At 68.4% G+C, this 26,112-nt stretch carries 19 protein-coding genes; 11 read left to right on the top strand and 8 right to left on the bottom strand.

What is annotated here, in order from left to right:
• The first annotated feature begins 61 nt into the window (after positions 1-61).
• From LKO27_RS12280 to LKO27_RS12230, 10 genes are all read left to right on the top strand, one after another.
• The gene (locus LKO27_RS12280; protein WP_227737798.1) at positions 62-1,180 is read left to right on the top strand and encodes a hypothetical protein; all 1,119 of its coding nucleotides are present in this window, start codon (positions 62-64) and stop codon (positions 1,178-1,180) included.
• 25 nt (positions 1,181-1,205) lie between these two features.
• Entirely contained in the window at positions 1,206-2,909 is a 1,704-nt protein-coding gene (locus LKO27_RS12275; RefSeq protein ID WP_227737797.1) for an Ig-like domain-containing protein, read from the top strand.
• Between the two features lie 141 nt (positions 2,910-3,050).
• Complete coding sequence (locus tag LKO27_RS12270; protein WP_227737796.1) at positions 3,051-4,190, top strand: WxL protein peptidoglycan domain-containing protein; 1,140 nt, start codon at positions 3,051-3,053, stop codon at positions 4,188-4,190.
• Positions 4,187-4,984, top strand: a complete 798-nt coding sequence (locus LKO27_RS12265; RefSeq protein ID WP_227737795.1) for a hypothetical protein — start codon at positions 4,187-4,189, stop codon at positions 4,982-4,984. Before LKO27_RS12270 ends, LKO27_RS12265 begins: the two co-directional genes overlap by 4 nt.
• A 146-nt stretch (positions 4,985-5,130) precedes the next feature.
• On the top strand, positions 5,131-6,009 hold the full coding sequence (locus LKO27_RS12260; protein WP_304650902.1) for a sortase: 879 nt from the start codon (positions 5,131-5,133) through the stop codon (positions 6,007-6,009).
• A 25-nt stretch (positions 6,010-6,034) separates the two neighbouring features.
• Complete coding sequence (gene pstB, locus LKO27_RS12255; protein WP_227737794.1) at positions 6,035-6,964, top strand: phosphate ABC transporter ATP-binding protein PstB; 930 nt, start codon at positions 6,035-6,037, stop codon at positions 6,962-6,964.
• A gap of 46 nt (positions 6,965-7,010) precedes the next feature.
• Positions 7,011-7,328, top strand: coding sequence for a hypothetical protein (locus LKO27_RS12250; RefSeq protein WP_227737793.1), 318 nt, complete (start codon positions 7,011-7,013; stop codon positions 7,326-7,328).
• Positions 7,325-9,316, top strand: a complete 1,992-nt coding sequence (locus LKO27_RS15410) for a PASTA domain-containing protein (RefSeq protein WP_304650901.1) — start codon at positions 7,325-7,327, stop codon at positions 9,314-9,316. Before LKO27_RS12250 ends, LKO27_RS15410 begins: the two co-directional genes overlap by 4 nt.
• Positions 9,313-10,200, top strand: a complete 888-nt coding sequence (locus LKO27_RS12235) for a lytic murein transglycosylase (protein ID WP_227737792.1) — start codon at positions 9,313-9,315, stop codon at positions 10,198-10,200. Before LKO27_RS15410 ends, LKO27_RS12235 begins: the two co-directional genes overlap by 4 nt.
• The gene (locus tag LKO27_RS12230) at positions 10,200-10,796 is read left to right on the top strand and encodes a hypothetical protein (RefSeq protein WP_227737791.1); all 597 of its coding nucleotides are present in this window, start codon (positions 10,200-10,202) and stop codon (positions 10,794-10,796) included. Before LKO27_RS12235 ends, LKO27_RS12230 begins: the two co-directional genes overlap by 1 nt.
• 144 nt (positions 10,797-10,940) lie before the next feature.
• Here LKO27_RS12230 and LKO27_RS12225 read toward each other — a convergent pair whose 3' ends face one another.
• From LKO27_RS12225 to LKO27_RS12195, 7 genes are all read right to left on the bottom strand, one after another.
• Positions 10,941-14,117, bottom strand: coding sequence for an FN3 associated domain-containing protein (locus LKO27_RS12225; protein WP_227737790.1), 3,177 nt, complete (start codon positions 14,115-14,117; stop codon positions 10,941-10,943).
• Positions 14,118-14,438: 321 nt separating this feature from the next.
• Positions 14,439-16,151: an FAD-binding oxidoreductase gene (locus LKO27_RS12220; protein WP_227737789.1), complete on the bottom strand. Its 1,713-nt coding sequence runs from the start codon at positions 16,149-16,151 to the stop codon at positions 14,439-14,441.
• Positions 16,148-16,975, bottom strand: coding sequence for a lysophospholipid acyltransferase family protein (locus tag LKO27_RS12215; protein WP_227737788.1), 828 nt, complete (start codon positions 16,973-16,975; stop codon positions 16,148-16,150). The genes LKO27_RS12220 and LKO27_RS12215 overlap by 4 nt, the downstream gene beginning before the upstream one ends.
• A 7-nt stretch (positions 16,976-16,982) precedes the next feature.
• The gene (locus tag LKO27_RS12210) at positions 16,983-17,759 is read right to left on the bottom strand and encodes an SDR family oxidoreductase (RefSeq protein ID WP_227737787.1); all 777 of its coding nucleotides are present in this window, start codon (positions 17,757-17,759) and stop codon (positions 16,983-16,985) included.
• A 458-nt stretch (positions 17,760-18,217) separates the two neighbouring features.
• Entirely contained in the window at positions 18,218-19,402 is a 1,185-nt protein-coding gene (locus LKO27_RS12205) for an acetate kinase (RefSeq protein WP_227737786.1), read from the bottom strand.
• An 18-nt stretch (positions 19,403-19,420) separates the two neighbouring features.
• Positions 19,421-21,487, bottom strand: a complete 2,067-nt coding sequence (pta, locus tag LKO27_RS12200) for a phosphate acetyltransferase (RefSeq protein WP_227737785.1) — start codon at positions 21,485-21,487, stop codon at positions 19,421-19,423.
• A 107-nt stretch (positions 21,488-21,594) separates the two neighbouring features.
• Complete coding sequence (locus tag LKO27_RS12195) at positions 21,595-23,004, bottom strand: sodium:alanine symporter family protein (protein ID WP_227737784.1); 1,410 nt, start codon at positions 23,002-23,004, stop codon at positions 21,595-21,597.
• Between the two features lie 132 nt (positions 23,005-23,136).
• On the opposite strand from LKO27_RS12195, the gene aspA reads away from it, so the two are divergent.
• Positions 23,137-24,540, top strand: a complete 1,404-nt coding sequence (gene aspA / locus LKO27_RS12190; RefSeq protein ID WP_227737783.1) for an aspartate ammonia-lyase — start codon at positions 23,137-23,139, stop codon at positions 24,538-24,540.
• Positions 24,541-24,655: 115 nt separating this feature from the next.
• Here the strand turns inward: aspA and LKO27_RS12185 are convergent, their stop codons facing one another.
• On the bottom strand, positions 24,656-26,107 hold the full coding sequence (locus LKO27_RS12185) for a hypothetical protein (protein ID WP_227737782.1): 1,452 nt from the start codon (positions 26,105-26,107) through the stop codon (positions 24,656-24,658).
• Positions 26,108-26,112 lie beyond the last annotated feature (5 nt).

Genomic DNA, 26,112 nt, shown 5'->3' with positions numbered 1-26,112 from the left:
CTCAGCTGGGTGCAGCAGAAGCGGCACCCGGTCCTTCTTCATCGAGTGAAAGGACTCATTGATGAAGTTTAGCAAGGTCTCCAAGATTGTCGCCCTCGGGGCGGCAGCTGGCCTCGCCCTCGGTTCCGTCGTCGCCCCTCAGGCCTCGGCCGAGCCGGTCTCCAACAGCTTCGCGGTTGTTGGTTCCGACACCCTCCAGGACGTCATGAACGCCCTGGCAAACGGAACCAGCATCTCCGGTGGCACTGTTCGCTCGACTGCCGGCGACCAGAACATTGGTTCGTTCGACGCCACTGGCAGCACCTGGATCCAGACCAAGACCAACGGTCCGCGCTTCGGCCGGCCCAACGGCTCGGGTGACGGCGTCAAGGCGCTCAGCCGCTCCATCGACGGCGCGCCCTACACCTCCGGTACGCCGGGCAGCCCTGCCAGCGTCGTAATCACCGGCCAGGTCGACATCGCCCGCTCGTCCTCCGGGCCCGGCTCAAGCGCCAACCCCACCGGCCCGCTGCTGTACATCCCGTTCGGCCGTGACGCCCTCACCTACGCGCACTCCGGTGGCGCCAACGCCGCGTTCGAGAACATCGATCAGGCCACACTCAAGGGCCTGTTCGACTGCACCATCACCACCGTTGGCGGCACCACCGTCACGCCGGTGATCCCGCAGTCCGGCTCGGGCACCCGCTCCGACTGGCTGTCCAAGCTCGGCCTCACTGAGGCCACGCTGGGTGCGTGCGTCAAGGTGGGCCAGGAGCACGACACCAACTCGCTTTCTGACGGCTCGGCCTTCCCGGCCAACGCCGTGACCCCGATGTCGGCTGCCCAGTGGGTTGCCCAGAACACCGGTGCAGGCATCGACCGCCGCGGTGCGGGAGTTGTCGTCGGCTCGCCCGTCGCCGGCACCCCGGCCGTCACCGGCACCGGCACCGCCATGGTTCCGAACGCTGCGTTCTACTCCAACACCACGTGGGGCCGCGACACCTACATCGTCGTCGAGAACGCCCGCGTGACCGCCGGTGACCCCAAGTACGACGCAAGCCTCGCCAACCTCGTTAGCAACGCGGGTCAGAAGCTCGGTAACACTCAGAGCACCGTGCCTGTCCAGGCGGGTTCGGTGAAGAAGAAGTTCGGCTTCCTCGCACCCTCCACCACCACCCCCCAGCGCTCAAACCTGCGCTGACCAAAGTCACCTGAAAAGGAATGAAATGAACTTCAACATTAAGCGCGCCGCAGTCGTCGGCGCCGTCTCCCTGGCCCTCGTGGCCGCGAACGCGGTCTCCGCGCATGCCGCTGAAGGCGACCCGATCAACCCGCAGCCCGCAGGTTCGGTCGCAGAGGGCTCGAAGGGCGGCTTCTTCCTGTACGACGCCGAGTTCCTGCCCGTCCCCAATGACTCCTCAAGGGTCTTCACCCGCAGCGAGGATGTGTACGCCGCGGCTAGCCCGACCGACTACCTGGCGGAAATCAACGCGCCAAACCAAGACGGCGTTCGCCCGGTCACGGGGACCGAGTCGTTCACCGGCGTCTACCGCTTCCTCGCGGAGAAGACCGCTGCTGACGTCGTGGGTGGCACAAACACGTGGAACGCGTTCGCAGTCGACTCGGCGGCTGGCCCCAACGGCGGCACGCTGATGCCCTACATGGTTTTGGACAGCATCAACGGCGGCCCTGGTGGCATTGCCGACGACATTGCCGCTGGCGGTACGTACTGGTACGGCGTCGCCTACACCATCAACAACGGTGTGACGGTCGTCGGAGCTACGTACCGTGAGATCACCATCCAGGCTGGCACCGGAAACTACACCGTCGCTCCGATGGTCCTCGAAGGCCCCGCGGCCATCGCCACCACCACCACGCTCACCTCGTCGGCCACCTCGGCCTTCACCGGTGACACCGTCGACCTGACCGCCACCGTCGCAGCCGCGGACTCCACCGCTGTTGCCGGCAACGTCACGTTCTACAACGGTGAGGCGTCGATCGGCACGCAGGCCGTCGCCGCTGGCTCCGCGACCATCACCACCTCCGCGCTGACCGAGGGCACGCACAACTTCCGCGCCGTCTTCACCCCCAGCGACGCTGCCTACAACGGCTCCGAGGGCACCTTCACGGTGACCGTCTCCTCCGCCGCGGCTCCGGCCGCTGCTCTGGACGCCACCAACTCCAACGGCGTGACCGGCTCGGCTGACGCCAAGACCAACACGGTCACCCTCAACACCACCACCACCGAGTCCTCGGTGAACGTGTGGGCCCACAACGGTACCGAGTACGTCTCCCTCGGCGAGCACGCCGTTACCGGTGGCGTCGTCACCGCTTCCTACCAGGGCCTCGGCCTGGAGGGCGACATCAACTTCGTCCTCGCCAACAAGGCTGGCGACGTCCTCGGCTGGGCCACGATCAACGTCCCGGCCGGCCAGTCCGCGTCCGCCGACCTGATCGCCAACGTCCAGGGCAACGGCGACTTCATCCTCGTCGACCGCACCAAGAAGGCCAACGAGCTGACCCTCGGTCAGCTCGTCAATGGCAAGTCGCAGTCCACCGGCACGCTCGGTGAGGTCGAGGTCATCGACCAGCGCTACCTCACCCTCGAGGGCTGGACCCTGACCACCAACGTCAACGAGTTCGTGCACAGCAACGGCACCGACACGATCCCCGCTTCGGCCCTCGGCCTCAAGCAGACCCTCGTGTCCCAGGCTCCCGCCGCTGTCGACGCACCGAACTGGGCTGCTGCCACGTTCGGTGCCGAGCAGACCGCCGGTGGCGCCGTCTACGCCTCGACCTTCGCCGAGGCTGCTGCTGGAACCTACTCCGAGTCGACCGTCATGGACGCCGACCTGACCTTCGTCGCGCCGGAAGGTGCAAAGAAGGGCAAGTACGGCTCCACGCTGACCCTCACCCTCGTCTCCAAGTGAGCAAAGGCCAGGTCCCCACCCTGAGGGTGGGGACCTGGTCCCCGAACCATGTTGAACCCTCGCAGCACCCGGGTGTCGGGGCCTTCGGGCCCCGGCACTCCACTGCTGTCCAAACCCAGGCGACAACCCGAAGGCACCACCATGAACGCTGTCCCGCCCCGCCTCCCCAGAGTTCTCCTCGCGCTCGTGTTCGCCGCCCTCGTGCTGCTGGCACCGCAGGCGGTCCACGCCGACGACACCGATCAACGCGACGACGCCACCTCCGGCATGGCGATCAACCCCGTGGAACCGGACGGAACCATCACCGAGCGCACCCGCCACAGCTACCAGGTTGAACCGGGCCAGACTGTCAAGGACCAGGTGCGCGTCGCCAACGCGGGCAACACCCCACTCAAGATCACGCTCTTCGCCACCGACGCCTACAACGACGAGGTCGGCAACTTCGCGCTCCTCAACACCGACGAGACGCCCGAGCAGGCCGGGGCCTGGGTCAGCTTCGGCGGCAAACCGCGGGTCGAGCTCGAACTGGCTCCCCAGGAAGCCACCGTCGTGCCCTTCACGGTCACCGTGCCCGCCAACGCCACTCCGGGCGACCATCCCGCCGGAATCGTGGCGTCGTCGTTCCGCGCTGGTGAGATCAGCCGCGAGAACCGGATCGCCAACCGCATGTACGTGCGCGTCGCCGGCGAACTCGTCGCAAACATGACCATCAGCAGCTTCTCGGCGTCACACTCCGGGGACCTCAACCCACTGGACGGCGACGTCACCGCGAAGGCGACCGTGACCAACAACGGCAACATCGCCCTCTCGGGTCGAATCACCCTGTCTGGCACCACCTGGTTCGGCGTCCCCGTCGGCCAGGAGACGTTCGCGACGCTCGACGAGGTGCTGCCCGGCAACACGCGCACCCTGGAGTTCGAGCTGGCCGATGTGCCGTCGGTGGGCTTCGCCAACGTCAAGTGGCTCCTCCAGACCCAGACCGACGGCGACGCCATGGTCCCGCCCGCTCTCCCGGTGGTGGAACGCGACGCCTTCGTGCTGGCACTGCCCTGGGTCGCGGTGGTTCCGCTCCTGCTGGTGGTTGGGGGCGTGCTGATCTGGCGCTGGCGCCGTCGGCTGGACGCCCGGCGCGCCGCCGAGTGGATCGCGCACACCGAGGCCGAGGCCAAGCGCAAGATCGAGGAGGCCGTCGCCGCGGCGTCGGGTACCTCCAACGAACCCGCCCGGACCCCGTCCGCATCAGAACCCGAACTCGTCGAGAGCGGAGAAGTCCGCTCATGACTCCAGGTATCCGGTGCCGCTGGCGCGTTGCGCTGGCAGCCCTGGCGATCGTCGCGGTCCAGTTCTCCGTGCTAGGGGCCCCCGGGCCCCTCGCCCAAGCCGAGGATCCTGTCGACGGAAACGGCGATCCCGGAGACGGTACCCGCATCTCCGTGGTCGTCGTCGAGTCCAGCCCCAAGGCGTCATCGACGACGTCGGCCCCGCCGTTCGGGAACCCGAAACCATCCAATGGTGGGCGGCCATCCAAGGAACCGAAGCCGCCGAAGTCTCCCAAGGCTACGGACTCGGCCACCCCGCTGCCCGAGGACTCGACGCCGACGGACGAGATCTCCATCGGTGGCCTGCTCTACGTGAGCGGCCTCTCCGGCGAAACCCGTCTCGCACTCGACCCCCTCGCCAACTCCCACACCGTGCGGTTCTCGGTGCGAAACGCCTCGCGGGCCACCGTCGACGCCCGGGCCACGTTCCACCTGATCAACGTGCTGGGGCAGCAGATCGGCCCCGGCATGGGGGTCGACGTCGAGGACCTCAAGCCGGATGAGGTGCGTGTGGTGGCGGCTTCCATGGGTGGGCTCGGGCAGTGGACTTTGGTCCGTGCCGTCGCGACGTTCGTCCCGCCCGAGAAGATCGGTGACACTGAGCTGGCGCCACTGGAACGCGACCAGTGGGTGTTCTTCCCACCCTGGTACCTGCTCGGCGGTGGAGCGCTGGTCGGCGCCGCCATCTGGTTCGCTCCGACGCTCACCCGCCGGCTCCGTGCGGGTGCCCTGGGCGCCGTCGGGAGTCCGGCGTGACGACGATGGTGAGGCCCGGGACGCACCCGAAGCGCGGACAGGTGAGCCCCGCGTCGCCGGGACAGCCTCCGTCGCGCGGGGCCCGTACGCTGCCGAAGCCGCCGCGGGGGACGGCCCCGCCGCGCGTGCCCCGTCCTCCCAGGCGGATGCCGCCGCCGCCCCGGCCGAAGGTCCCGCTCGGTCCCCGCGAGTTGCTGATCCGCGGCTGGCTGGTCATGGTCGTCGTGGTCCTGCTCGGTTTCCTCACGAACCTGATGCTGCTCAGCCACCTGCAGCACGTCGTCGCCCAACACCAGCTGCGCGCGACGTTCGCCGAACAGCTCGCGGCCGGCACCGCACCGGTCAGCGAGGGGACCTTCGAGGACGTCCTCCTCCGCGACGGCGAGCCCGTGGCGCGGCTCGAGATCCCAGCCATCGGACTCGACCAGATCGTCGTCGAGGGAACCACCTCCGGCGTGCTCACCGACGGGCCCGGCCACCGCCGCGACACGAGCCTCCCCGGCCAGGCTGGCGTGAGCGTCCTGATGGGACGCGGCTCGGCCTACGGGGCTCCGTTCTCACGAATTCCGGAGCTGGCGCCCGGCGAGGAGATCAAGGTGGTGACGGGGCAGGGCGAGCACACCTACGAGGTGATCGGAGTCCGCTACGCCGGCGACCTCGCCCCGCCACCGGTCAAGGCCGGGCAGTCGCGCCTCATCCTCGTGACCACGCGCGGCATGCCGTACATGCCCTCCGGCCTCGCCAGGGTGGACGCCCAACTGGTCAGCGACGTGCAGGCTCCGGGTCTGCGCGACACCACCTTCCGCAGCCTCCAGCCCGAGCACAAGGAGCTGGCCGGCGACGCCCGCACCGTCTGGGCGCTGGTGTTCGCGCTGCAGCTGCTCGTCGCGGCGGAGATCGCGGCTGTGCTCTGCTACCGGCGCGTCGGCTTCGCCAAGGCGTGGGTGGTGTTCATGCCCGTCCTGGTGCTGACGGGCCTGCTCGTGGGCGACCAGATCACCCTGCTGATGCCCAACCTGCTGTGAACAGACGATGACCAAGGAGCATGAGATGAGCACGACACAGGACGCCACGATGGTGCTGCCGGTCGCGGCGGGCACGCCGGGGCCGGAGTACGTCGCACCGACGCGGGTCGAACAGGAAGCCGCGGTCGCCCCGCAATCGTCCCCACCCGCAGCTCCGGCACGGGCGGCTGACGGCAGATCTCTCTCGACGCTGGAGGCCCGCAGCATCTCCGCGTGGTTCGGCCAGCACAAGGTGCTGGAGAAGGTCTCGCTGACGATGCCCGCAGGTCAGGTGACCGCGCTGATCGGGCCGTCGGGGTGCGGAAAGTCGACGTTCCTGCGAATCCTCAACCGGATGCACGAGCTGGTGCCGTCGGCTTCGCTGGCGGGGGAGGTGATGCTGGACGGCGACGACATCTACGACCGCCGCAAGAAGCTGCAGGACGCCCGCAAGGACATCGGCATGGTCTTCCAGAAGCCCAACCCGTTCCCTGCGATGAGCATCTACGACAACGTCATCGCGGGCCTCAAGCTCACCGGCATCAAGGCAGACCGGGACCGCAAGGACGAGCTCGTCGAACGCTCGCTGACGTCGGCGGGTCTCTGGAAGGAGGTCAAGGACCGGCTCCGGGCACCCGGTGGTGGTCTCTCGGGTGGTCAGCAGCAGCGCCTGTGCATCGCCCGTTCCCTGGCGGTCAAGCCCAAGGTCCTGCTCATGGACGAACCGTGCTCGGCACTCGACCCCACGTCCACCCGAGTCATCGAGGAGACGATGGCCGAGCTCCAGAAGGAGGTCACCATCGTCATCGTCACCCACAACATGCAGCAGGCCCACCGGGTCTCGCAGCAGTGCGCCTTCTTCCTGGCCTCCCAGGGGACTCCGGGAGCTATCGTCGAGCACGGGGACACCGAGGCGATGTTCAGCGACCCGCAGGACCAGCGGACCAACGACTACGTCAACGGTCGATTCGGATGATGCTGGTTCACCCCGTCTCCGTTGATCGAGTGGGAGTCCGCGAGGTGTGGACCCGCATCGGTGGTCTCGACACGCCGACTCGTTCCTCGTCGGCTACTCGACCAGCGGGAGTCGTCGGTGGTCTCGACACGCCGACTCGTTCCTCGTCGGCTACTCGACCAGCGGGAGTCGTCGGTGGTCTCGACACGCCGACTCGTTCCTCGTCGGCTACTCGACCAGCGGGGATCGTCGGTGGTCTCGACACGCCGACTCGTTCCTCGTCGGCTACTCGACCAGCGGGGGTCTTCGGTGGTCTCGACACGCCGACTCGTTCCTCGTCGGTTACTCGACCAGCGGGACTGGCGAGGAGGCCCTCCTGAGATGACCGAGATGGAGGGTGGTGTGGTGCTCGACGGGCGCTACCGGCTGCGCGCACTGCTCGGCACCGGCAGCACCGGCTCGGTTTTCGCCGCCACCGACGAGCACGGCTCGGCCGACGTCGCGGTGAAGCTGCTTCACCCCCACCTCTGTCGGGACGAGCGGAAACGGCGGGCCTTCCTCCGCGAACAGCGCCACCTGATGGGCCTGGAGCATCCGAACATCATCGCCGTGCACGGCGCGGGAATCCACGACGCGGCCGGGGTGCCGACGCCGTGGATCGCTTTCGAGCTGCTCGCCGGCCCCAACCTCCAGGAGTGGGTTGCCGAGCACCGGCCCACGGCGGCCGACGCCGTCGCGATCACCCTCGGGGTACTTGCCGGGCTCGGTGAGGCCCACCGGGCAGGGCTGGTCCACCGTGACCTGGGTCCCTCCAACATCGTCATCCAAGATCGGCAGGGGGAGGCGGGCCCGGTTGGTTCGCGGCAGGTGCGGATCGTCGACTTCGGTCTGGCTGCGCTCGACGGCGAGGCCGCCGTCGGTGAGGACGTCCTGCTCTCCGGAGACCGGCCGTTGGTCCCTTCGGCGGAGAAGGGCGCGCACGTCGTCGGCAATCCGTCGTTCATGTCTCCGGAGCAGGCTCGCGGACTGCCCGTGACCGCAGCAAGCGACCTCTATCAGGTCGGGGCGCTGCTCCACTTCCTGCTGACTGGCCAGGCCCCGTTCCCCCGGGACACCGTCGGGCAGACGCTTCAGGCGCACGTGGACGCTCCGCCGCCAGTGCCGTCGGCGCTCCGCCCGGAGCAGCGGGCGTTCGACCGGATCGTCACCCGGGCGATGGCGAAGGACCCCACCGACCGCTACCCCGACGCCGCTGCCTTCGCCGGGGCCTTGGCGACGGTGGCGGCCCCGGTCTCCCGCGGCACCGCCGCCACCCTGGTGCTCCCCGCCGTCGGGTCAACCCGCGTCCTTCCGCTCGGAACTGCCCCTGCGCCTCAGGCCGACGCCGACCTCCCCGTCGTCCCCGCACCCGTTCCCCACTGGGCCGGTGCGGCGCTAGCCACCGCGCTCGTCCCTCAGACGCAGCGGCCAGCCGAACTCGCCGCCAACGTCGGCGTTGGTGCCCCGGCCGCGTCCGCGGCACCGGAGCGGGCGTCGTCGTCGAACCGCCCCGCGTACCTGGAGCCGGTTGCGGCCGCCCCGACGCAGGCTCGCGCCCCGCGGTCCTCGGGGGGCGCGCTGGCGGCGGTGATGCTGGTTCTGGTCGTCGCGATGGCGGTTGGCCTGGGATTCCTGGGACAGCGGCCGACCCCTGTCCCGGCGGCGGAACCGTCGGTGGCTGCCTCCGGCGTCCCCACTGCGAGCCCGGTCGCGATGCCCACCGGATCGTCTGGAGCGGCGTCGGCCACTCCCACGAGCGCGCCGACGACCACGGCCCCGAGCACCCCGCCCAGTCCGGAATCGACCCCATCAACCGCCCTTCCGAGCGTCACCACCGTGGAGAGCAGCGAACCGGCTGGGGACCCGGTGGTGGTGCCCGTCCTCTACGGCACCATCTCCGACGCCGCCGACGTACTCGAGGACGCCGGCCTGCGGGTGGGTGAGGTGGTCCGGACCGACTCGCCCGAGGAGGCAGACCGGGTCCTGTCCCAGTACCCGCGCGCGGGGCAGGTGGTGCAGCCCGGCAGCCCGGTTGATCTGACCATCGCGTCAGGAAGCAATGCCGTCCCGGAGGTCTCGGGCATGACCGTGGCGCACGCCTCGGCATACCTGCAGTCCTCCGGGTTCACCGTCGCCACCGAACCTGCCGGGGCCGACTCGCGTGCGGTCGTGGCGTCCGTGGTCCCTGCCCCGGGGACTGTCCTGCGCGTGGGAACGACGGTGACCCTGGTCGCCGCCACGCCGTCGAGTTCCCCGACGGCCCAGGAGTCCAGCCCGCAACCCGCCGACCCCGTCTCCTCCCCTTCCGCCACCCAGACAGTGGAACCGGCATGAGTGAACTGCAGCCCCAGCCCATCAACACGTCCCCTGCGCTGGGTGATCCCTGGCTGGTTGACCCGCCGCGGCGCGACTGGGTGGGCCGTCTGCTCGCATGCGTGAGCGGTGGCCTGATCGGCGTCGTGGCCATCGGATCCATCGGCATGGCACAGCTCCAGGGGGCCTCGCCGGTACTTCCGGATCCCGGCCAGCAACTCGCGCCGCCCGATCCCGTGGCGCCGCAGGTGCCGCGTCCGCTCCCGACGGCGCCGCTCCCCGAGCCCGCTGTCGTGCCGACGCCGTCGCTGCCCGCAGAGCCCGCGCCGGGCGTCGGGAGCTCGGGTGCGGACCCGGAGTGGGTCGCGCGCGTGGCGGCGCGCACGGGCATCCCACCGCGGGCGCTGTCGGCCTACGCGGCGGCCGACCTCATCGTCGACGCCGAGCAGCCGGCCTGCGGCCTGGGCTGGACGACGCTGGCGGGGATCGGTTGGGTGGAGTCGGCGCATGGCAGCCACGCGGGTTCGGTCCTGGGCTCCGACGGCTACCCGCGACCCCAGATCCGTGGGGTGGCGCTCGATGGGGATGGGGTCGCGGCCATCCCGGACACCGAAGGCGGCGTCTGGGACGGTGATGCCGTGTGGGACCGCGCGGTCGGGCCGATGCAGTTCATCCCTTCCACGTGGCAGCGCTGGGGCGCCGACGGCAACGGTGATGGCTGGGCCGATCCCAACCAGATCGACGACGCCGCGCTCGCGGCCGCGCGCTACCTGTGCGCGTCCGGGCCGATGACCACAACCTCGGGCTGGCGCAGAGCGGTGTTCAGCTACAACAATTTGAGCAGTTACGTGGACAACGTGGCGTTGGTCGCGGGCAGCTACGCGTCGAGAACAGGGGGCACGTGATGGAGGTCCAGCGACGACGGCCGAGCGTGCGCCGACCGGCAAGCACCGCCAAGGCCTTGCCGTCCTCCGTCGAGTTGTTCGACGCTTCCATGGACCTGGTCCGCTACGAGGGCCGCGCCATGATCTGCCGCGCCATCTCCGCGATGGCCCCCGTGGCGGAGGATCCGGCGGTCGAGCACTGGCGGGCCCAAGCCACCACCGATGCGCGCACCTGGCTGGACCTGCCGGGATCGCGCCCCGTGGAGGACGACGACGCGGCCAAGGTCGCGGGCGGGCACTCTTGGACGGTGGTGGCGCGCAACCAGTTGCCGCTGGCCATCCGCTCCCGCGCCTTCCCCTCCGCAGCCCTCGCCCAGCGGGACCTCCGTCAGGTTCTGTCCCGCTTCGCCGAGATCAGGATCGAGCCGGTCCATGACCCGGTGACGCGCCTGCAGGCCGTGTGGTTGATGCTCGACGAGCGCGTGGTGATGGTCAGCGGCAGGACGTGGCGCCGGCCGGACGCGTCGCTGGAGAACCCGCTGCGTCGGCTCCTCGGGCAGGCCACGGCCCGGCCACGGCTCACTCGCACGGCGCCTCCCGACCAGCTGGTCGAGTAGGAACTCAGCGCGCCCGTAACCGAGCGGTCGAGGGGGCAGCGAGACAAGAGTGGAGACATGGTGAGACCCCTGGCCTGAGTCGCATGGACTCGGGCCAGGGGTCTCGACCGTAGGCGTCCGTCGTCGACTTCGCGACGCGATCGGTTACTTGAACCGCACCATGCTGTTGAACGTGAACCGGGTGGTCGGTCGGTACTGCCCCTCGACCACGTCGATCACGCGTGCCTCGGTGTAGCTGCGGCAGCCATTGCGGCCCGTGCGCTCGGTGTCGCACTCGGTGCGCCAGCGGCGTCCATCTGCCGCAGTCCACTCACCGGTGTTGCCCAGCGGGTTACCGGCCCAGTTCGCCCTGGGGGAGGCGACGTAGGTCAGGTTGTTGAACACCCACCCGTTGTTCTGGACATAGCTGTCCCCAGCAGGGATGACGGTGGTGCCCCAGATGTAGGTCCAACAACGAACCGTGACCGAGTACGGCTCGCAGGACGTCATCCACTGCCTGCCGTTCACCCGGTGGAAGCCCGGCGTCTGGTAGAGGTCGCCGGCAGGAAGTGCGGATGGCTGTGCCGTCACGGTCACCGTCGGCATGGGTGAGGGGGCAGCGCTCACGGTCACCGTCGGTGCCGGTGAGGGTGCGGCGGTGACCGTCACCGTGGGCGCGGGTGACGGTCGGTTGTCGCGGACCACGATCTCACGTTCCAGTGACCCGACGTTCCCGGCACCGTCCCTCGACTCGTAGCGCAACGTGTAGGTGCCGACCTGGTCGAAGGTGACCTTGTTGTCCAGCACGAAGTTGGCCTGTCCGGCGGGGTCCACCAGCGTGCTGGTCACGAACGTTGCACCAGATTCGTCGCTGCCCGCACCAGTCGGCAGGTTCCACTCCTCGCCCAGGTCCACCCGGGGCGGGAGGTAGTCGGTCAGGGTGATGGTGGGCGCCTCGGTGTCGACCTGATCAACCGGGTGCAGCCCGAATGGTTGCGTCATCGTCTGACCGCCTGGGCCGAACATGCGCGCGCGGATGTACTTGGCCGCTCCAGGGGCCGTGTTGACATCGACCGAGGTTCCAGTGGCGACGACGCTGCCTTCGGCACTGACCCACTCGATGGTGTCGGCCCCGTCGACGGTGAGCTTGATGACACCCTGGCTCACGTCGATGTCGGAGATGGAGGGTGCCGGCACGCCCGGGTCACCCTTTGCGTCGTCGGCGCCCTTGGTCACGCGGTAGCTGGAGAAGTACGAGCGGCCCAGGGCCAGGGCGTCGCGCGCCGACAGCTCGTCGCGCTGGGGCGCCAGGAGCGTCGTCCATCCGGTTCCGGTGACCGAGAGCGACAACGAGTGTGAATCGTCCGAAGCGGTGCCCCAGATCGGCTGGTGCGGCATGGTCTCGGTCAGGAGCGTGTCCCAGAGGTCCTCGCTGTGGTTGCGGGTATATTGCCCGGCGTTGAGGACTTCGAGACCCACCAACTGGGGGTACTTGTCGAACAGCGGCAGGTCGAAGGCGGGGTCCGCAGTGGAACCCCCGCTCCGGCTCGGGTGGGCCAGGTAGAGGAAGCCGCCCTGGGCGCCGACATTGGCGTAGTTCGCCTCGAAGCCGACGCTCACGTCCGGCCCCATGCCGGCGGAGTCGCGGTACGTGCTGAAGTAACTCAGCGTGTGGCTGTTCTTGCTCATTTCGTTGCCCGGGATGGCGATCAGCTGGCTGTCGCCCGCGTCGACGGCGTCCCACGGGTAGGCCACGTTGTCGTGGTCGGTGATCGCGACGGCGTCGTAGCCGAGGCCCTCGTAGACGGCCAACTTCTCGGCGACGGTCCCTGCCACGCCGTCGCTCCACTCGCCGAGGGGTGCGTTGGTGCGCTCGGTGTGCGTGTGTGGGGCGGTGGTCAGCTGGTGGACGGTCTCCCAGTCGATGCTCGAGTACGGGTTGGCGATGACGAAGGCAGCGTTGGCGGGCTGCACGGCGACCACGAACTCGCTCGTCGCGCTCTGCGCCCCGCTGGTGACAGTCACCGAGATGGTGTGCTCACCCGCAGCCAGGGGCCGAGTTGCCACCACCTCGGCGCCGTCGAGGCGGAAGAGGTCGCTGGGGGCCAACTCGTAGGCGTAGTCGACGGAGTCGCCGCCGGCCGCGCGGAGCGTGCCCACGACGGCTCCGTCCTGGACGGAGGTCTTCCCCTCGACGAGGAAGGAAGCGAGATCCAGTGCGAAGCCGGAGATGGGGGCCTCGCCAATGGTCAGGGACACAGAGGGGGTCACGGCGTCCGGGTTCGATACCTCGCCCGCCACTTGGAGTTCCCCGGTGACGAGGGTGGTACCGGTGTTGCCTGCCTCGATCCCGCTGAGGTCCCACACCACCTGGAAGTACTTGGTGCGCCCGTCGGCGAGTGTCGTGCCGAGGACCGTGGGCAGGCCGAGTGCGAGGGGTTCGATCGCGGTCCCGACGGGGCGGGTGATCGGGTCAAGAGTCTGGACGGAGGCGACGGTGCCCGGCACGGCGTCGCCGTCGGTTGCGTACTCGAAGCTCGACAGCGAGTCACGGTGACCGTCCTTGACCTGCGTGGCGAGCACCGTCTGGCCTGGGGCGACAGCGAAGGGCTCCGTGTAGGTGGCGGCGGTGGGGGAGTCGAGTGGGTCGGTGCCGTCGGTGGTGTAGCGGAGGGTGGCTCCGACGGCGCCGCCGGCAGGATTTCCGGTGACGGCCAGAGACACGAGCTGGCCGTTGACAAAGTCCGCGGGGGCAGGCGTGGCTGCCACCGACGTCGCGGAGAAATCGTAGAGGATTGCGCCGCCACCGTCGCGGCCCGTGAGCACGGTGCCATCGCGCAGGACGTAGATGCCGCGGTAGGCGGAGTAGCCCGTTCCGGTGGCGGTGAGGTTGGTGCCCTCCAGCAGGATCGGGGTGGTGGTGATGTTGCTGTAGACCGCGCGGCCGTTGACCGTAGTGACGTTCGCATCGGTGGCGACGAGGCTGGAGCCCGCTCCGTTGAGGTTGATGCTGTAGACGCTGGTGGACGTGGCGGCGCTGGTGACCGTTGCGCCGTCGAGTACGACGTGCGAGGACTCGGCGTAGACAGGGTGACCGGTCGCGGTCTCCGGCTGGCTGACCGTGATGTTCTCGGTGAGTGTCAGGGTGGCGCCGTTTGTGACGCGTAGTTGGTGCTGGTCCAATGCGATCGTCACCGGGCTGTCCGCCCTCAGCACCGCGTTGCCTCGAACGTTGATGTGCCCCGTGGCCGTGATGTCTCCGCTCACGTCCACCACTACTGGCTCACCAGCTGGGTCCGTCGCAGCGCCGAGTTCGGCCACCAGATCGGCATAGGTCGTCACTGCCGCTCGTGCGGGGACGGACCAAATCGGCGTCAACAAAGCCGCGATCACTAGACAGTAGAAGACAGTTCTGAACTTGGACACGGGTGTCAACCTCCAACCAGCCGCGGCCCGGATGACGGCGGCTTGGTCGTCACGCTAGGTGTTGCGGGTTAATGGTCGAGGATCTATCGATGACCGATTGATGTCCTGGAGGTGAACGGGTTCACGGCACTGGTTCATCACGACGCTCTCCCAAGCGTGGCGCATGAGGGTCTGACTGCCGACCCGCATGTACCACGCTTCACCGGCCCAGACGCGGCGGCTGCGGCTCTTCTGGGCTCAGCCCTGGTGTTCGGCCGAGTTCGACGTGATCCCGGGCGCGCCGTCGTGGATGATCTTGCCGGGGTTCAGGTTGTTGCCGGGATCCACTCCCTCGAACAGCTTGCGCTGGATGTAGACGCCGGCGGGCGAGATGTCCTGCTCCAGCCAGGGGCTGTGCTCCTCGCCGACGCCGTGGTGGTGCGAAACGGTGCCGTGGTGGTCGACGAAGGCCTGCTGGATTGCGCGCTTGACCGCGTCGTAGGTGATCAGGGCGTCGTCGGTGTCGTCGGCGATGGCGAAGGTGAAGTACTGGCAGGCTCCGGAGTGGTAGGAGTGGCTCAGGTGGGAGAACACCACTCCGCGCTTCCCGCGCTCGTCGAGGGCGGCCTGCACGTCGGCTAGCACCTTGGTGTGGAGGCTCTCGGCGTAGGCCCACGGCGTCGTCGTCTCGGAGACGTCGGCGACCATGCCGTGGTCCAGCAGGAAGTCACGGATGTAGGGGGTGTCGTACTTCTTCTGGTCGTACAGCGTGCCGGGTCCCTTGCCGACGCCCATGCCGTTGTTGGCCTTGACGATCTTGTTGACCAGGCCCTTCTCGTAGCGGACGTGGTTGGCGCTGCCCTCGAAGCCGATGAACGACATGCAGATGTTGTCCAGGTCCCAGCCCTTGGCCTCCATCACCTTGGAGATGCCCTTGCTCACGAGCTTGCTGACGCGCCCGGACGCCTTGCCGTTGGCCATGATGTACTGCGTCTCGAGCCGGTCGGAGACGCGCGCCATCATCACCGCGGCGTCGGACTCGACGATCTGCTGGCAGGCGCGCAGGCCGTCGGCGTAGGTGGCGAAGAAGTACGCCTGCAGTTCACGGACCTCGGGAATCCGGTGGACGTGAACCCAGGCCTCGGTGATGATCCCGAGCCGGCCTTCGGAGCCCAGAACCATTTCGCGCACGCTGGGACCCGACGACGTCGACGGCAGCGGCCGCAGCTCAAGGATCTGGCCGGGCATCACCATCCGCAGGCCGCGCACGATGTCGGCGATGTCGCCGTACTTGTCAGACTGCATGCCGGAGCTGCGCGTGGCGATCCAGCCGCCCAGCGTCGACCACACGAACGAGTCCGGGTGGTGGCCCATCGTCCATCCCTGGGACTTGAGCTGGTCCTCCATGTGCGGGCCGAACACGCCGGCCTGGATGCGCGCGAGTCCGGACTCGGCGTCGATCTCCAGCACCTTGTTCAACCGGCCCATGTTCACCGAGACCACCTGGCGGGTCTCGCCCCGCTCTGCCTCGAGGGCGGCGACGATGTTGGAGCCGCCACCGAACGGGATGATCACGGCGTCGGCGAGGATGGCGGCGTCGACGATGCCGGCCACCTCGTCCTCGGTGCCGGGGTAGAGCACGACGTCGGGCACGCGGCCGAGCTCGCCACGGCGGACCCGGACCAGGTCACGCACGCCCTTGCCGAAGGCGTGCACGACGCGGGTCTCGTCGTCGGACTGGACGTACTTGGCGCCGATGATGGCCTCGAACTCGGCGCGGAGCTCGTCGGTGAGCTGCGAGGCCGGCACGTCGAGGCTGTCGAACGACGGCGCCGGCTTGGCCGGGGCGGTGACGTCGACGCCGACGAGCCGCTTCACGAAGGGCGCGAACTTGGGCTTGTCGTGGTGCTGGTAGGCCTTGCCTTCCTCGCCCCAGCCCCACCACTTCTGCTGCTTGACGCCCTCGATCATCGATCCTCCTCGTCGGTCCGCTGCCCGGCGTCAGTTGCCGGAGCGGAAATCTCTGACTTCGCCGCCTTCTCAAGGGCGGCAGTGTGAGCGTACTCGGCCAGCGTCTTCGCACCGTAGGCGCGGGCCGTGGTGTCGTGCAGTTCCAGGATCCTGCGACGCATCCGCTCACTGAACTCGTGGGCGATCTCGCCCTGCTGCGGCCGCATGGGACGCCCGATGACGACGTGCACCTCGGGCCGGCCACGCGGCAGGTGCTTCTGCTGCGACGGCCACGCCGCGTACGCGCCGACCAGAGCTATCGGGACGGCCGGGACCCCGCGCGAGATGCACAGGGCCGCCACGCCCGGCTTGAACGGGCCCATCGCGCCGTCGCGGCTGCGGGTGCCCTCCGGGAAGATCAGCAGCGGTATCCCGTCGGACAACAGCGCCGACGACAGTCCGCGCACGTTGCGGTCCTTGCGGCCCTTCTTGTCCTCGTCGCCGCGTTCCCGTCCGCGGTCCACTGGGAAGCCGTTGAAGAACAGCGACATCGGGCCCGACTTCCACCACTTGTCGTAGAAGAAGTCCGCGGCGGCGCCGGCCGCGAGGTACTTCGAGAACCGCCCTGGGAGGGAACCGTAGATGAGGGGAGTGTCCAGGTGGGAGGAGTGGTTCGCCACCACGACGAAGGGGGCCTCCAGTCCGTCAAGGTTGGAGGCGCCGTGGACGTGCACCCTCAGCGTGCGCCAGACGTAGGGGCGAAGCAGCAGCATCTGGGCCGCCTGCCGCGTCGTCGCGTTGAGGCGGGACGTGTAGCGTCCGCGCGAATCGTCCTTCCTGGCCACGTTCAGCTCAGCGCTTCTTCCGGCTGCTGGTGAGCTTCGCCGAGAACCATCGGGTCAGGGCGCGGGGGCCGTGGTCTCCGACGAACATGGCCAGCTTCCACTTCCACGTGGGGATGGACTCGATCCGGCCCTTCTCGGCATCGTCCAGGCACTCGCGGACCAGGACGTCGGCGTCGATCCACACGATGTTGGGCAGGTTGTTGGCCTTGAGTCCGGCGCGCTCGTGGAACTCGGTTCGCACCCAGCCGGGAAGCAGCCCGGTCACCGTCACGCCGGTGTCCTTGAGCTCCAGCGCGAGCGCCGTGGAGTAGGTGCGGGCCCAGGACTTGATGGCGGAGTAGTTGCCGGAGAAGATGGCCGCCGACGTCGAGGCGACGTTGATGATCCGGCCGCGGCCGCGCTGCTTCATGGCCCGGCCGGCGGCTCCGCCGAGGATCAGGACCGCCAGGCACATGACGTCGAGCGCGCGGATGTGGGTCTCGATCTCCGAGGCATCCAGCAGCGAGGAGTGGAGCCCGAAGCCGGCGTTGTTGACCAGCAGGTCGACGGGGCGATCCTGGTCCTCGAGTCGTGCCGCCACGCGGTCGACGTCGGCGCGAACCGAAAGGTCGGCCGTGAGCACTTCCACCTCGACGCCGTGGGCGCGGCGAAGCTCGCCCGCCACCGACTCGAGCCGGGCGGTGTCGCGGGCGACGATCACCAGGTCCTGGCCCCGGCTCGCCAACTCACGGCCAAACGCGTTCCCGATGCCCGCCGTCGCGCCTGTGATCAGTGCCGTTGCCATGACGCCTACCGTATCCCTTCCGCGAGGCACGCAGAAAGCGACCACGAGGCCGTGGAACACGGTTCGTCGTAGTCCAACAGGGCGTGGCGGCGGGGTTTGTGCGAAGACGACAATTCGGATCGCTGATTGGTCTTGAGTGTGTGGGTTCGCGGGGGTGGGGGTCTCGACACGCCGGGCTTCGCCGCGGCTACTCGACCAACGGGGTGGGGTCGCGCCGCTACTCGACCAGCGGGGTGGGGGGTCTCGACACGCCGGGCTTCGCCGCGGCTACTCGACCATCGGGGTGGGGTCGCGCGGCTACTCGACCAGCGGGGTGGGGGGTCTCGACACGCCGGGCTTCGCCGCGGCTACTCGACCAGCGGATGCCCGTTGATCGAGTAGCGCCGCGAGCGGAGCGAGCCGGCCGCGTGTCGAGATCAGCCGGCCGCGTGTCGAGATCGGCCGGCCACGCGTCGAGATCAGCCGGCGATTACCGCCAGGGTCTCCTCCGCCATTGCCTTCTCCTCGTTGGTGGGCACCACCAGGATACGGGCCCTGGAACCGGGCTTCGAGATCTCACGCGCCTGCTTCGAGCGGACCTGGTTGGCATCGTCGTCGAGCAGGAAGCCCAGCGACTCCAGCCGCTTGATCACGCGTTCCCGCACGGGGGCGGAGTTCTCGCCGACGCCGGCGGTGAACGCCAGGACGTCGACGCCGCCCAGCACGGCCGTGTAGGCGCCGATGTAGCTGATCAGCCGGTGCACGTAGACGTCGAGCGCGAGTTCGGCCTGCTTGTCACCGCCCTCAATGGCAGCCACGACGTCGCGCATGTCGGTGAACCCGCACAGTCCACCCATGCCGGACTCCTTGTTCAGCAGGGTGTCCACCTCGTCGAGGGTCATGCCCTGACTGGCGAGGAACTTGTGCAGGCCGGGGTCCACGTCGCCGGAGCGGGTGCCCATGACCAGCCCCTGCAGCGGCGTGAGCCCCATGGACGTGTCGACCGCGACCCCGCCGTCGACGGCCGACATCGATGCGCCGTTGCCGAGGTGGGCGACGATGATCTTCAGCTCCTCGATGGGGCGGCCGACGAACTCCGCCGCCTTCTTCGAGACGTAGCTGTGGCTGGTGCCGTGGAACCCGAACTTGCGGATCCCGAACTTTTTCGTGACTTCGGCGTTGATGGCGTAGGTGTAGGCCTCGGGAGGCAGCGTGGAGAAGAACGCGGTGTCGAAGATGGCGACGTGGGGCACGTCGGGCAGGATCTTCATCGCGGCCTCGATGCCCGCAACCGACGGCGGGTTGTGCAGCGGCGCGAGGTCGAAGAGTTCGCGCAGCTTGTCGATGACCGCCTGGTCGATCCGCACCGACTCCTGGAAGGTGGCCCCGCCGTGCACCGTGCGGTGGCCGACGGCGATGACGTCGTCCAGCGCCGGTCCGTGCTGGTGGAACTGCTCGACGACGGCCGCGACAGCCTCGGTGTGGTCGGCGAAGTCCTGGTCCACGTGGAACTCGGAACCGTCGACCTCATGGTCCAGGGTGGACCTGCCCTGCCCGATCCGCTGCACCAGCCCGACTGCGAGGGGCTGCTCCACCTCCGGGTCAAGCAGCTGGTACTTGATGGATGACGAGCCGCAGTTCAGGAGCAGGATTGGTTGGGGCACGAGGCTTCTCTTTCTGGTTCAGTTCGGGTTCTTCTGGGCCTGGATGGCCGTGATCGTGATGGTGGAGACGATGTCGTCCACGAGCGCCCCGCGGGAGAGGTCGTTGACCGGCCTGTTCAGCCCCTGCAGCACCGGGCCGATGGCGACGGCGCCGGAGGTGCGCTGGACCGCCTTGTAGGTGTTGTTGCCGGTGTTCAGGTCCGGGAAGATGAAGACCGTCGCCTTGCCGGCCACCTCGGAGTCGGGCATCTTCTTGGCCGCGACGGTGGCGTCGACGGCGGCGTCGAACTGGATGGGGCCCTCGACCTTGAGGTGCGGGGCACGTTCCCGGACGAGCAAGGTGGCCTCACGGACCTTGTCGACGTCGGCGCCGGAGCCCGAGTCGCCCGTGGAGTAGCTGAGCATCGCGATCCGCGGCTCGACGTCGAAGGCCTCGGCCGTCTCCGCGGAGCTGATGGCGATGTCGGCGAGCTGTTCGGCCGTCGGGTCTGGGTTGACGGCGCAGTCGGCGTAGACGACGACACGGTTGCTCATCGCCATCAGGAACGAGCCGCTCACGACGCTGACGCCGGGCTTGGTCTTCACGAACTCCAGCGACGGGCGGATGGTGTTGGCGGTGGTGTTGATGGCGCCGGAGACCATGCCGTCGGCCATGCCCTCGTGGACCATCATGGTGCCGAAGTAGGACGGGTCTGTCATCTTCTGCCGGGCCTGCTCGATGGTGACGCCCTTGTGGGCCCGCAGTTCGGCGTACTTGGCGGCGAAGCGGTCCAGCAGGTCTCCCTCGCCGATCTGGACCACGGTGGCGCCGTTCAGGTTCAGCCCCAGCTCGGAGGCGCGACGGCTGATCTTGGCCTGGTCGCCCAGCAGGATCAGGTCGGCGACGCCGCGGTGCAGGACGACGGCGGCCGCCTGCAGGATGCGGTCGTCGGAGGCTTCGGGGAGCACGATCCGCATGCGGTCCTGGCGAGCGAGCTGCATCAGCTGGTGCTCGAACATGGTGGGCGTGCGGATCTCGGAGCGCGGCAGCTCGATGGCCGCCAGGAGCGCCTCGCCGTCGACGTACTTGGAGAACATGGTGCGCGCGACGTCGATCTTGCGGCGCGAGCCGGTGGAGATGCCCACCACTTCACGCAGCGCGGCGGCGGTCTCGAAGGTGTCGGTGTCCACCTTTGCGATGGTCAGGTCCACCTTGGCGGCGCGCAGGAGCGTCACGATGGAGTCCGGGATCTCGAACCCGCCGGTCAGGATGATGGCCGAAAGCGGCCCGAACGCCGAGCTCTCATGCGCCCAGAGCAGTCCGGGCAGCAGGTCCAGCCGGTCCGCGGGGACGACGACGGTGGCCTCGGGCTGCAGCCGCGGCAGCAGGTTCGGCAGCGTCATGCCGGCGATGATGGTGTGCAGCGACTCGCGGTCCAGGAAGTCGGGGTTGCCCAACCAAACCTCGGCGCCGATCTGTTCCAGCTGCATCCGCACCGACGGCGCCGCCAGCACGGGCTCCCAGGGCAGCACCGAGACCGACACGTCACGCAGGGACTTCAGCGACGCGGCGATGGCGTCCACGTCGTCGTGGTTGGCGCGGGTTGCGACGATTCCGATGACCGTGTTGTGCCGGGCCTCGTAGGCCTCGATGGCGTCCTCGGCCATGCGGCGCACCTGGTCCACGGTCCGCTTCGCGGCACGCACCACGAACAGGACGGGGGAGTTGAGGTTGGCGGCGATGAGGGCGTTGGTGTCCAGTTCGGTGCCGCCGGCGATGTAGTCGTAGTCCGAGCCGAGGACGACGATGGCGTCGCAGCGCTGTCCCAGGGCCGAGTACTTGGCGACGATGGTGTCCATGGCTGCTGCCGGATCATCGGCGTAGTCGTCGTAGGTGACGCCGACGGCCTCCGTGAAGGACTTGTTCTTGATGGCCTTCTGCGACAGCAGGGCCTCCGTGATGGTGTCCGACTCAAGCGAGTGCACCAGCGGACGGAACACGCCCACGGTCTTCACCTGGCGCGCGAACAACTCGATCACGCCCAGTGCGATCGCGCTCTTGCTGACCTGCTTCTCTGCCGAGGCAACGTACACGCTCTTAGTCACGCGACCACCCTACCGCCAGCGGAACTATGGCAAGGGGCTGGTCCCGGTTCCTCGCTTCACTGTTGCCCCGAGCTCTTCCGTTGCCCTTTCCTTGTCGAAGGCGTCGCTCAGGTGTTGCTCTCCTGGTGGGCCCCGTGGAGGGTGGAGTAGGTGGGCTCGTCCTCGAGTGTGGGATCCGCGCGCAGGTAGGCCCTCGTCTCGCGGGCGATGAGGCCGGAGCAGATGATGAGCCCGATCAGGTTGGGGATGGCCATCAGTCCGTTAGCGATGTCGGAGAACGTCCACACCGTCGTGAGTTCCGTCGTCGCACCGAAGAAGATCACCACGCTGAAGATCACCCGGTAGGGCATCACGCCCTTGATTCCGATGAGGCGCTCGACGTTGCGTTCCCCGTAGTAGGCCCAACCCAGCACTGTGGAGTAGGCGAAAAAGATCAGTGCGATCGCGACGATGGCGCCACCCCAACTTCCGGGCAGGCCGGTGCTGAACCCCTCCGACGTCAGTGCGGCACCGGTGCCCCCGCCCTGCCAGACGCCGGTTGTGAGGATCACCAGGCCAGTGATCGAGACCACGATGATGGTGTCGATGAAGGTCTGGGTCATCGAGACCAGCCCCTGCCGCACCGGGTGCTTGGTCTTGGCGGCCGCTGCCACGATGGCTGCCGACCCCATTCCGGACTCGTTGCTGAAGATCCCGCGCGCGATCCCGAACTGGATGGCCTGGGCGAGGGCGGCGCCGGCGAAGCCGCCGACGGCGGCGGTGCCGGTGAACGCGTCGGTGAACACCAGCGCGAAGGCGGGCGCGATGCCCTCCCAGTTGATGCCCAGCACCACCAGTCCCGCGACGACGTAGAACACGATCATCAGCGGCACCATGCCTGAGGTGACCCGGCTGATGGACTTGATGCCGCCCAGCAGCACCAGCCCCGTCACGAGCGCGAGCACGAGGCCGACGATGGCGGGGTTGACGCCGAAGGTGGTTTCCATGGCGTGGGCCACGGAGTTCGACTGCGTCATGTTGCCGATGCCGAACGAGGCCACCACGGCCGCGACCGCGAAGAACAGCGACAGGAACAGGCCGAAGCGGTTCGGGATGGCCTTCATGAGGTAGTACTGCGGGCCGCCGGAGATCTCGCCTCTCGCGTCGGTGGTGCGGAAGCGCACCCCCATGAACGCCTCCGAGTACTTGGCCGCCATGCCGAAGATGGCCGAGACCCACATCCAGAACAGCGCTCCGGGGCCGCCGAGGTGGATAGCCGTTGCGACCCCCGCGATGTTGCCGACGCCGACGGTCGCGGCCAGCGCGGTGGCGAGGGCCTGGTAGTGGGAGACGTCGCCCTTCTCGCCCGAGCCGTCGCTCCGCCGGATGAAGGCGAGTCTCAGTGCCGGGCCCAGCTTGAGGAACTGGAGCCCGCCAAGCCTGATGGTCAGCCAGATGCCGGTGCCAAGCAACAGCGGGATGAGGACGAAGGGTCCCCAGATGATGCCACTGATGGTGTCGAGGATCTGGTCCAGCATCACGCCTCCTGGTTGTGCTTCAACGGGCAACGCCCCATGAAACCACTCACACCGGCCGGCTCGCCGCCCACTTGGCGAGTGTCGGCAACATGTTCCTGCGGCGCCCACGGCACACGGCCTAGTGTTTGCCGCATGCCGAGGACGAGAACCGAGCGCGACCTGCTGGGGACCCGCGAGGTGCCCGCCGACGTCTACTGGGGAGTTCACACCCTGAGGGCCGTCGAGAACTTCCCCATCAGTGGCAGGACCATCAGCGACATCCCGCAGTTGGTGCGCTCGATGGTGCAGGTGAAGAAGGCCGCCATGCTGGCGAACCTCGAGTTGGGAGTCCTGTCTCCTGAGGTCGGCGTGGCCATCGGCTGGGCGTGCGACCAGGTGCTGGATGCCGGACGGTGCCTGGACCAGTTCCCCGTGGACGTGTTCCAGGGTGGTGCCGGCACGTCGCTGAACATGAACACCAACGAGGTGCTCGCCAACCTGGCGCTGGAGTACCTGGGGCACGGGAAGGGGACCTACGACGTCGTCAACCCCAACGACGACGTCAACCGCAGCCAGTCCACCAACGACGCCTATCCCACGGGCTTGCGGTTGGCGATCGACGAGCTGCTGGGGGAACTGGTGGGTGAGGTCTACGACCTCCACAAAACTTTCCTGGCCAAGGGCGAGGAGTTCGCCGACGTCGTGAAGATGGGACGCACCCAGCTGCAGGACGCAGTTCCGATGACGCTGGGAAACGAGTTCGTCGCGTTCGGAGTGACGCTCGGTGAGGAACTGCGGCACCTGGAGACCGCGCGCGAGCTGATGCTGGAGGTCAACCTGGGGGCGACGGCGATCGGCACGGGCGTGAACGCCCCCGAGGGGTACGCGGCACTCGCCGTCGAGAAGCTCAGCGCGGTGACCGGCCGGCCCTGCGTCCTGGCCCACAACCTGATCGAGGCCACCAGCGACGCGGGCGCCTACGTGATGGCCCACGCGGCTCTCAAGCGACTCGCGGTGAAGCTGTCCAAGACGTGCAACGACCTGCGGCTGCTGTCATCGGGACCCCGGGCGGGACTGCACGAGATCAACCTGCCGCAACGCCAGGCGGGCTCCTCGATCATGCCCGCCAAGGTGAACCCGGTCATCCCCGAGGTGGTCAACCAGGTCTGCTTCAAGGTGATCGGCAACGACGTCTGCGTCGGGCTGGGCGCCGAGGCGGGGCAGTTGCAGCTGAACGTGATGGAGCCCGTGATCGCGGAGGCGCTGATCGAGTCGCTGAACCTGCTGCGCAACGCCATCCACACGCTGCGCATCCACTGCGTCGAGGGCATCACCGCCAACCCCGAGGTCTGCTTGTCCTACGTCACCAACTCGATCGGGCTGGTGACCTACCTCAACGACTACATCGGTCACGAGGCCGGCGACGAGGTGGGACGCGAGGCCCACGCCACCGGTCGAAGCGTCAGGGAGATCGTGCTGGAGCGCGGACTCATGGACCCAGAACTGCTGGAGCGGGTGCTCTCCATTGAGAACCTGGTCCGCGGCCACCGTCGCTGACCGACAGCGAGACGCGGGGCGCGGCTCCGCGCTCGGTGCACGGGCTATCGACGCCGGTGGGGTTCCGTTGTGGGATTACCCACGACGAAACCCCACTCAGCGTCCAGTCAGGAAATCAGCTGAACTTGACGATGTTGTTCATGACCCACTTGTTCTCGACGGTGTAGGAGTAGCCGCCGTTGGGGTTGGGGTTGGCGGTGGCGACCTTTACGTAGGCGTAGCTGCGGCAGCCGTTTCGGCCTGAGGTCGGTTTGTCGCATTCGGTGCGCCAGTGTCGGCCGTCGGATGCGGTCCAGGTGCCGGTGTTGCCGAGGGGGTTGCTGTTCCACAGGTTGCGGGGGCTGGGGTTGTAGGTGAGGTTGTTGAAGGTCCAGTCGGTGACGCGGGAGTAGGCGCCGTTGGCGTAGTGGACGGTGGTGGCGATGATCTCGGTGCGGCAGCGGGTGGTCTGGGAGTAGGGCTCGCAGGTCGTGCGCCATTGACGGTGGTTGAAGTCGTGGTAGCCGGGGGCGGTGTAGATGCTGGTGGCGGTGCTGGGTGTGGCGATGTAGCCGCGCTCGCTGCCGTCGTCGAGCAGTGCGGTCCCGACGATCTGGCCGGAGGCGTTGATGTCGCTGACCGAGGTGAGGGTGTAGCCCACCCGCTGGGCCGCCAGGCTGTTGAGGTCATGGACCTGACCGTTGAGCCAGATGACGGCCCGGGACGCGTCGCCAACCGTAGTGCTCGACGTGCCGGCGACGACGGAGGCGTCGTTGATCGCCGTGGCGCACGCGTCGGGGAAGCCGGGCAGTGCCGGCAAACGCGTGGCGATTCCGGCGGGGGAGAAGCTGAAGGCGGCCTGCGTGGTCCCAACCCTGCCGCATCCCGTGGCCGCACCGGAGTTGTTGACGGCCGGGACGGTGGCGGGGGAAGTCCAGCCGGGGGTCTGCAGCAACCGCGGAGTCCCGCCGGCCCAGACCACGGGGCGCACGGTCGCTGCGCTGCCGACCGTTCCTGACACGCGACTTCCGTCGTCGGAAACGCCCTCCGCCCAGGCGTTCCGCGTGCCCGCAGGTGGCGGGAGCTCAACCCGGTCGGTGGGGCTGGTGGCGACGTACGCCTGACCCTCAAGTCCCTGCACGTTCAGTGCAGCCACCCCGTTCCCGGAGATTCTCCCGACGGTGCTGTGGGAGTCGTCGTGCTGGATCTCCGTGGCGGTGCCGCCCGCGTACCAATAGGTGCGCGGGGAGGCCGCCACCCACCTGCCGACGATTGTCCCGCCGGCGGAGATGTCGTTGGCCCAGGCGCTGGGGAACTCCTTGGCGATGGCTGTCCCTTCACCGCTCCGGGACTTCCACAGTGTGGACTGGCCACCGCCGTCTATCGACAGACCGTCGAGCTCTGAGCTGCCGACGACGTCACCGTTGCCGTTGAGGCCGCGGGCATACGAATGCACGTTCCCCGCCGTCGGCTGGAGCAGCATGACTGCGTACGACGGGGGCGTGGCTGCGTGGGCGGGCTGAGCGGAAACCAGGCTGGCACCAAGGACGAGAGCGCCTGCCGCGCCGATGGAGAGAAGTCGCTTCACGGTGG

Origin of the sequence: Tessaracoccus sp. OS52, assembly GCF_020687685.1 — a bacterium.
GTDB lineage: Bacteria > Actinomycetota > Actinomycetes > Propionibacteriales > Propionibacteriaceae > Arachnia.
The sequence above is the reverse complement of the archived record's forward strand: the minus strand, read 5'-3'. Positions and strand labels throughout refer to the sequence as shown.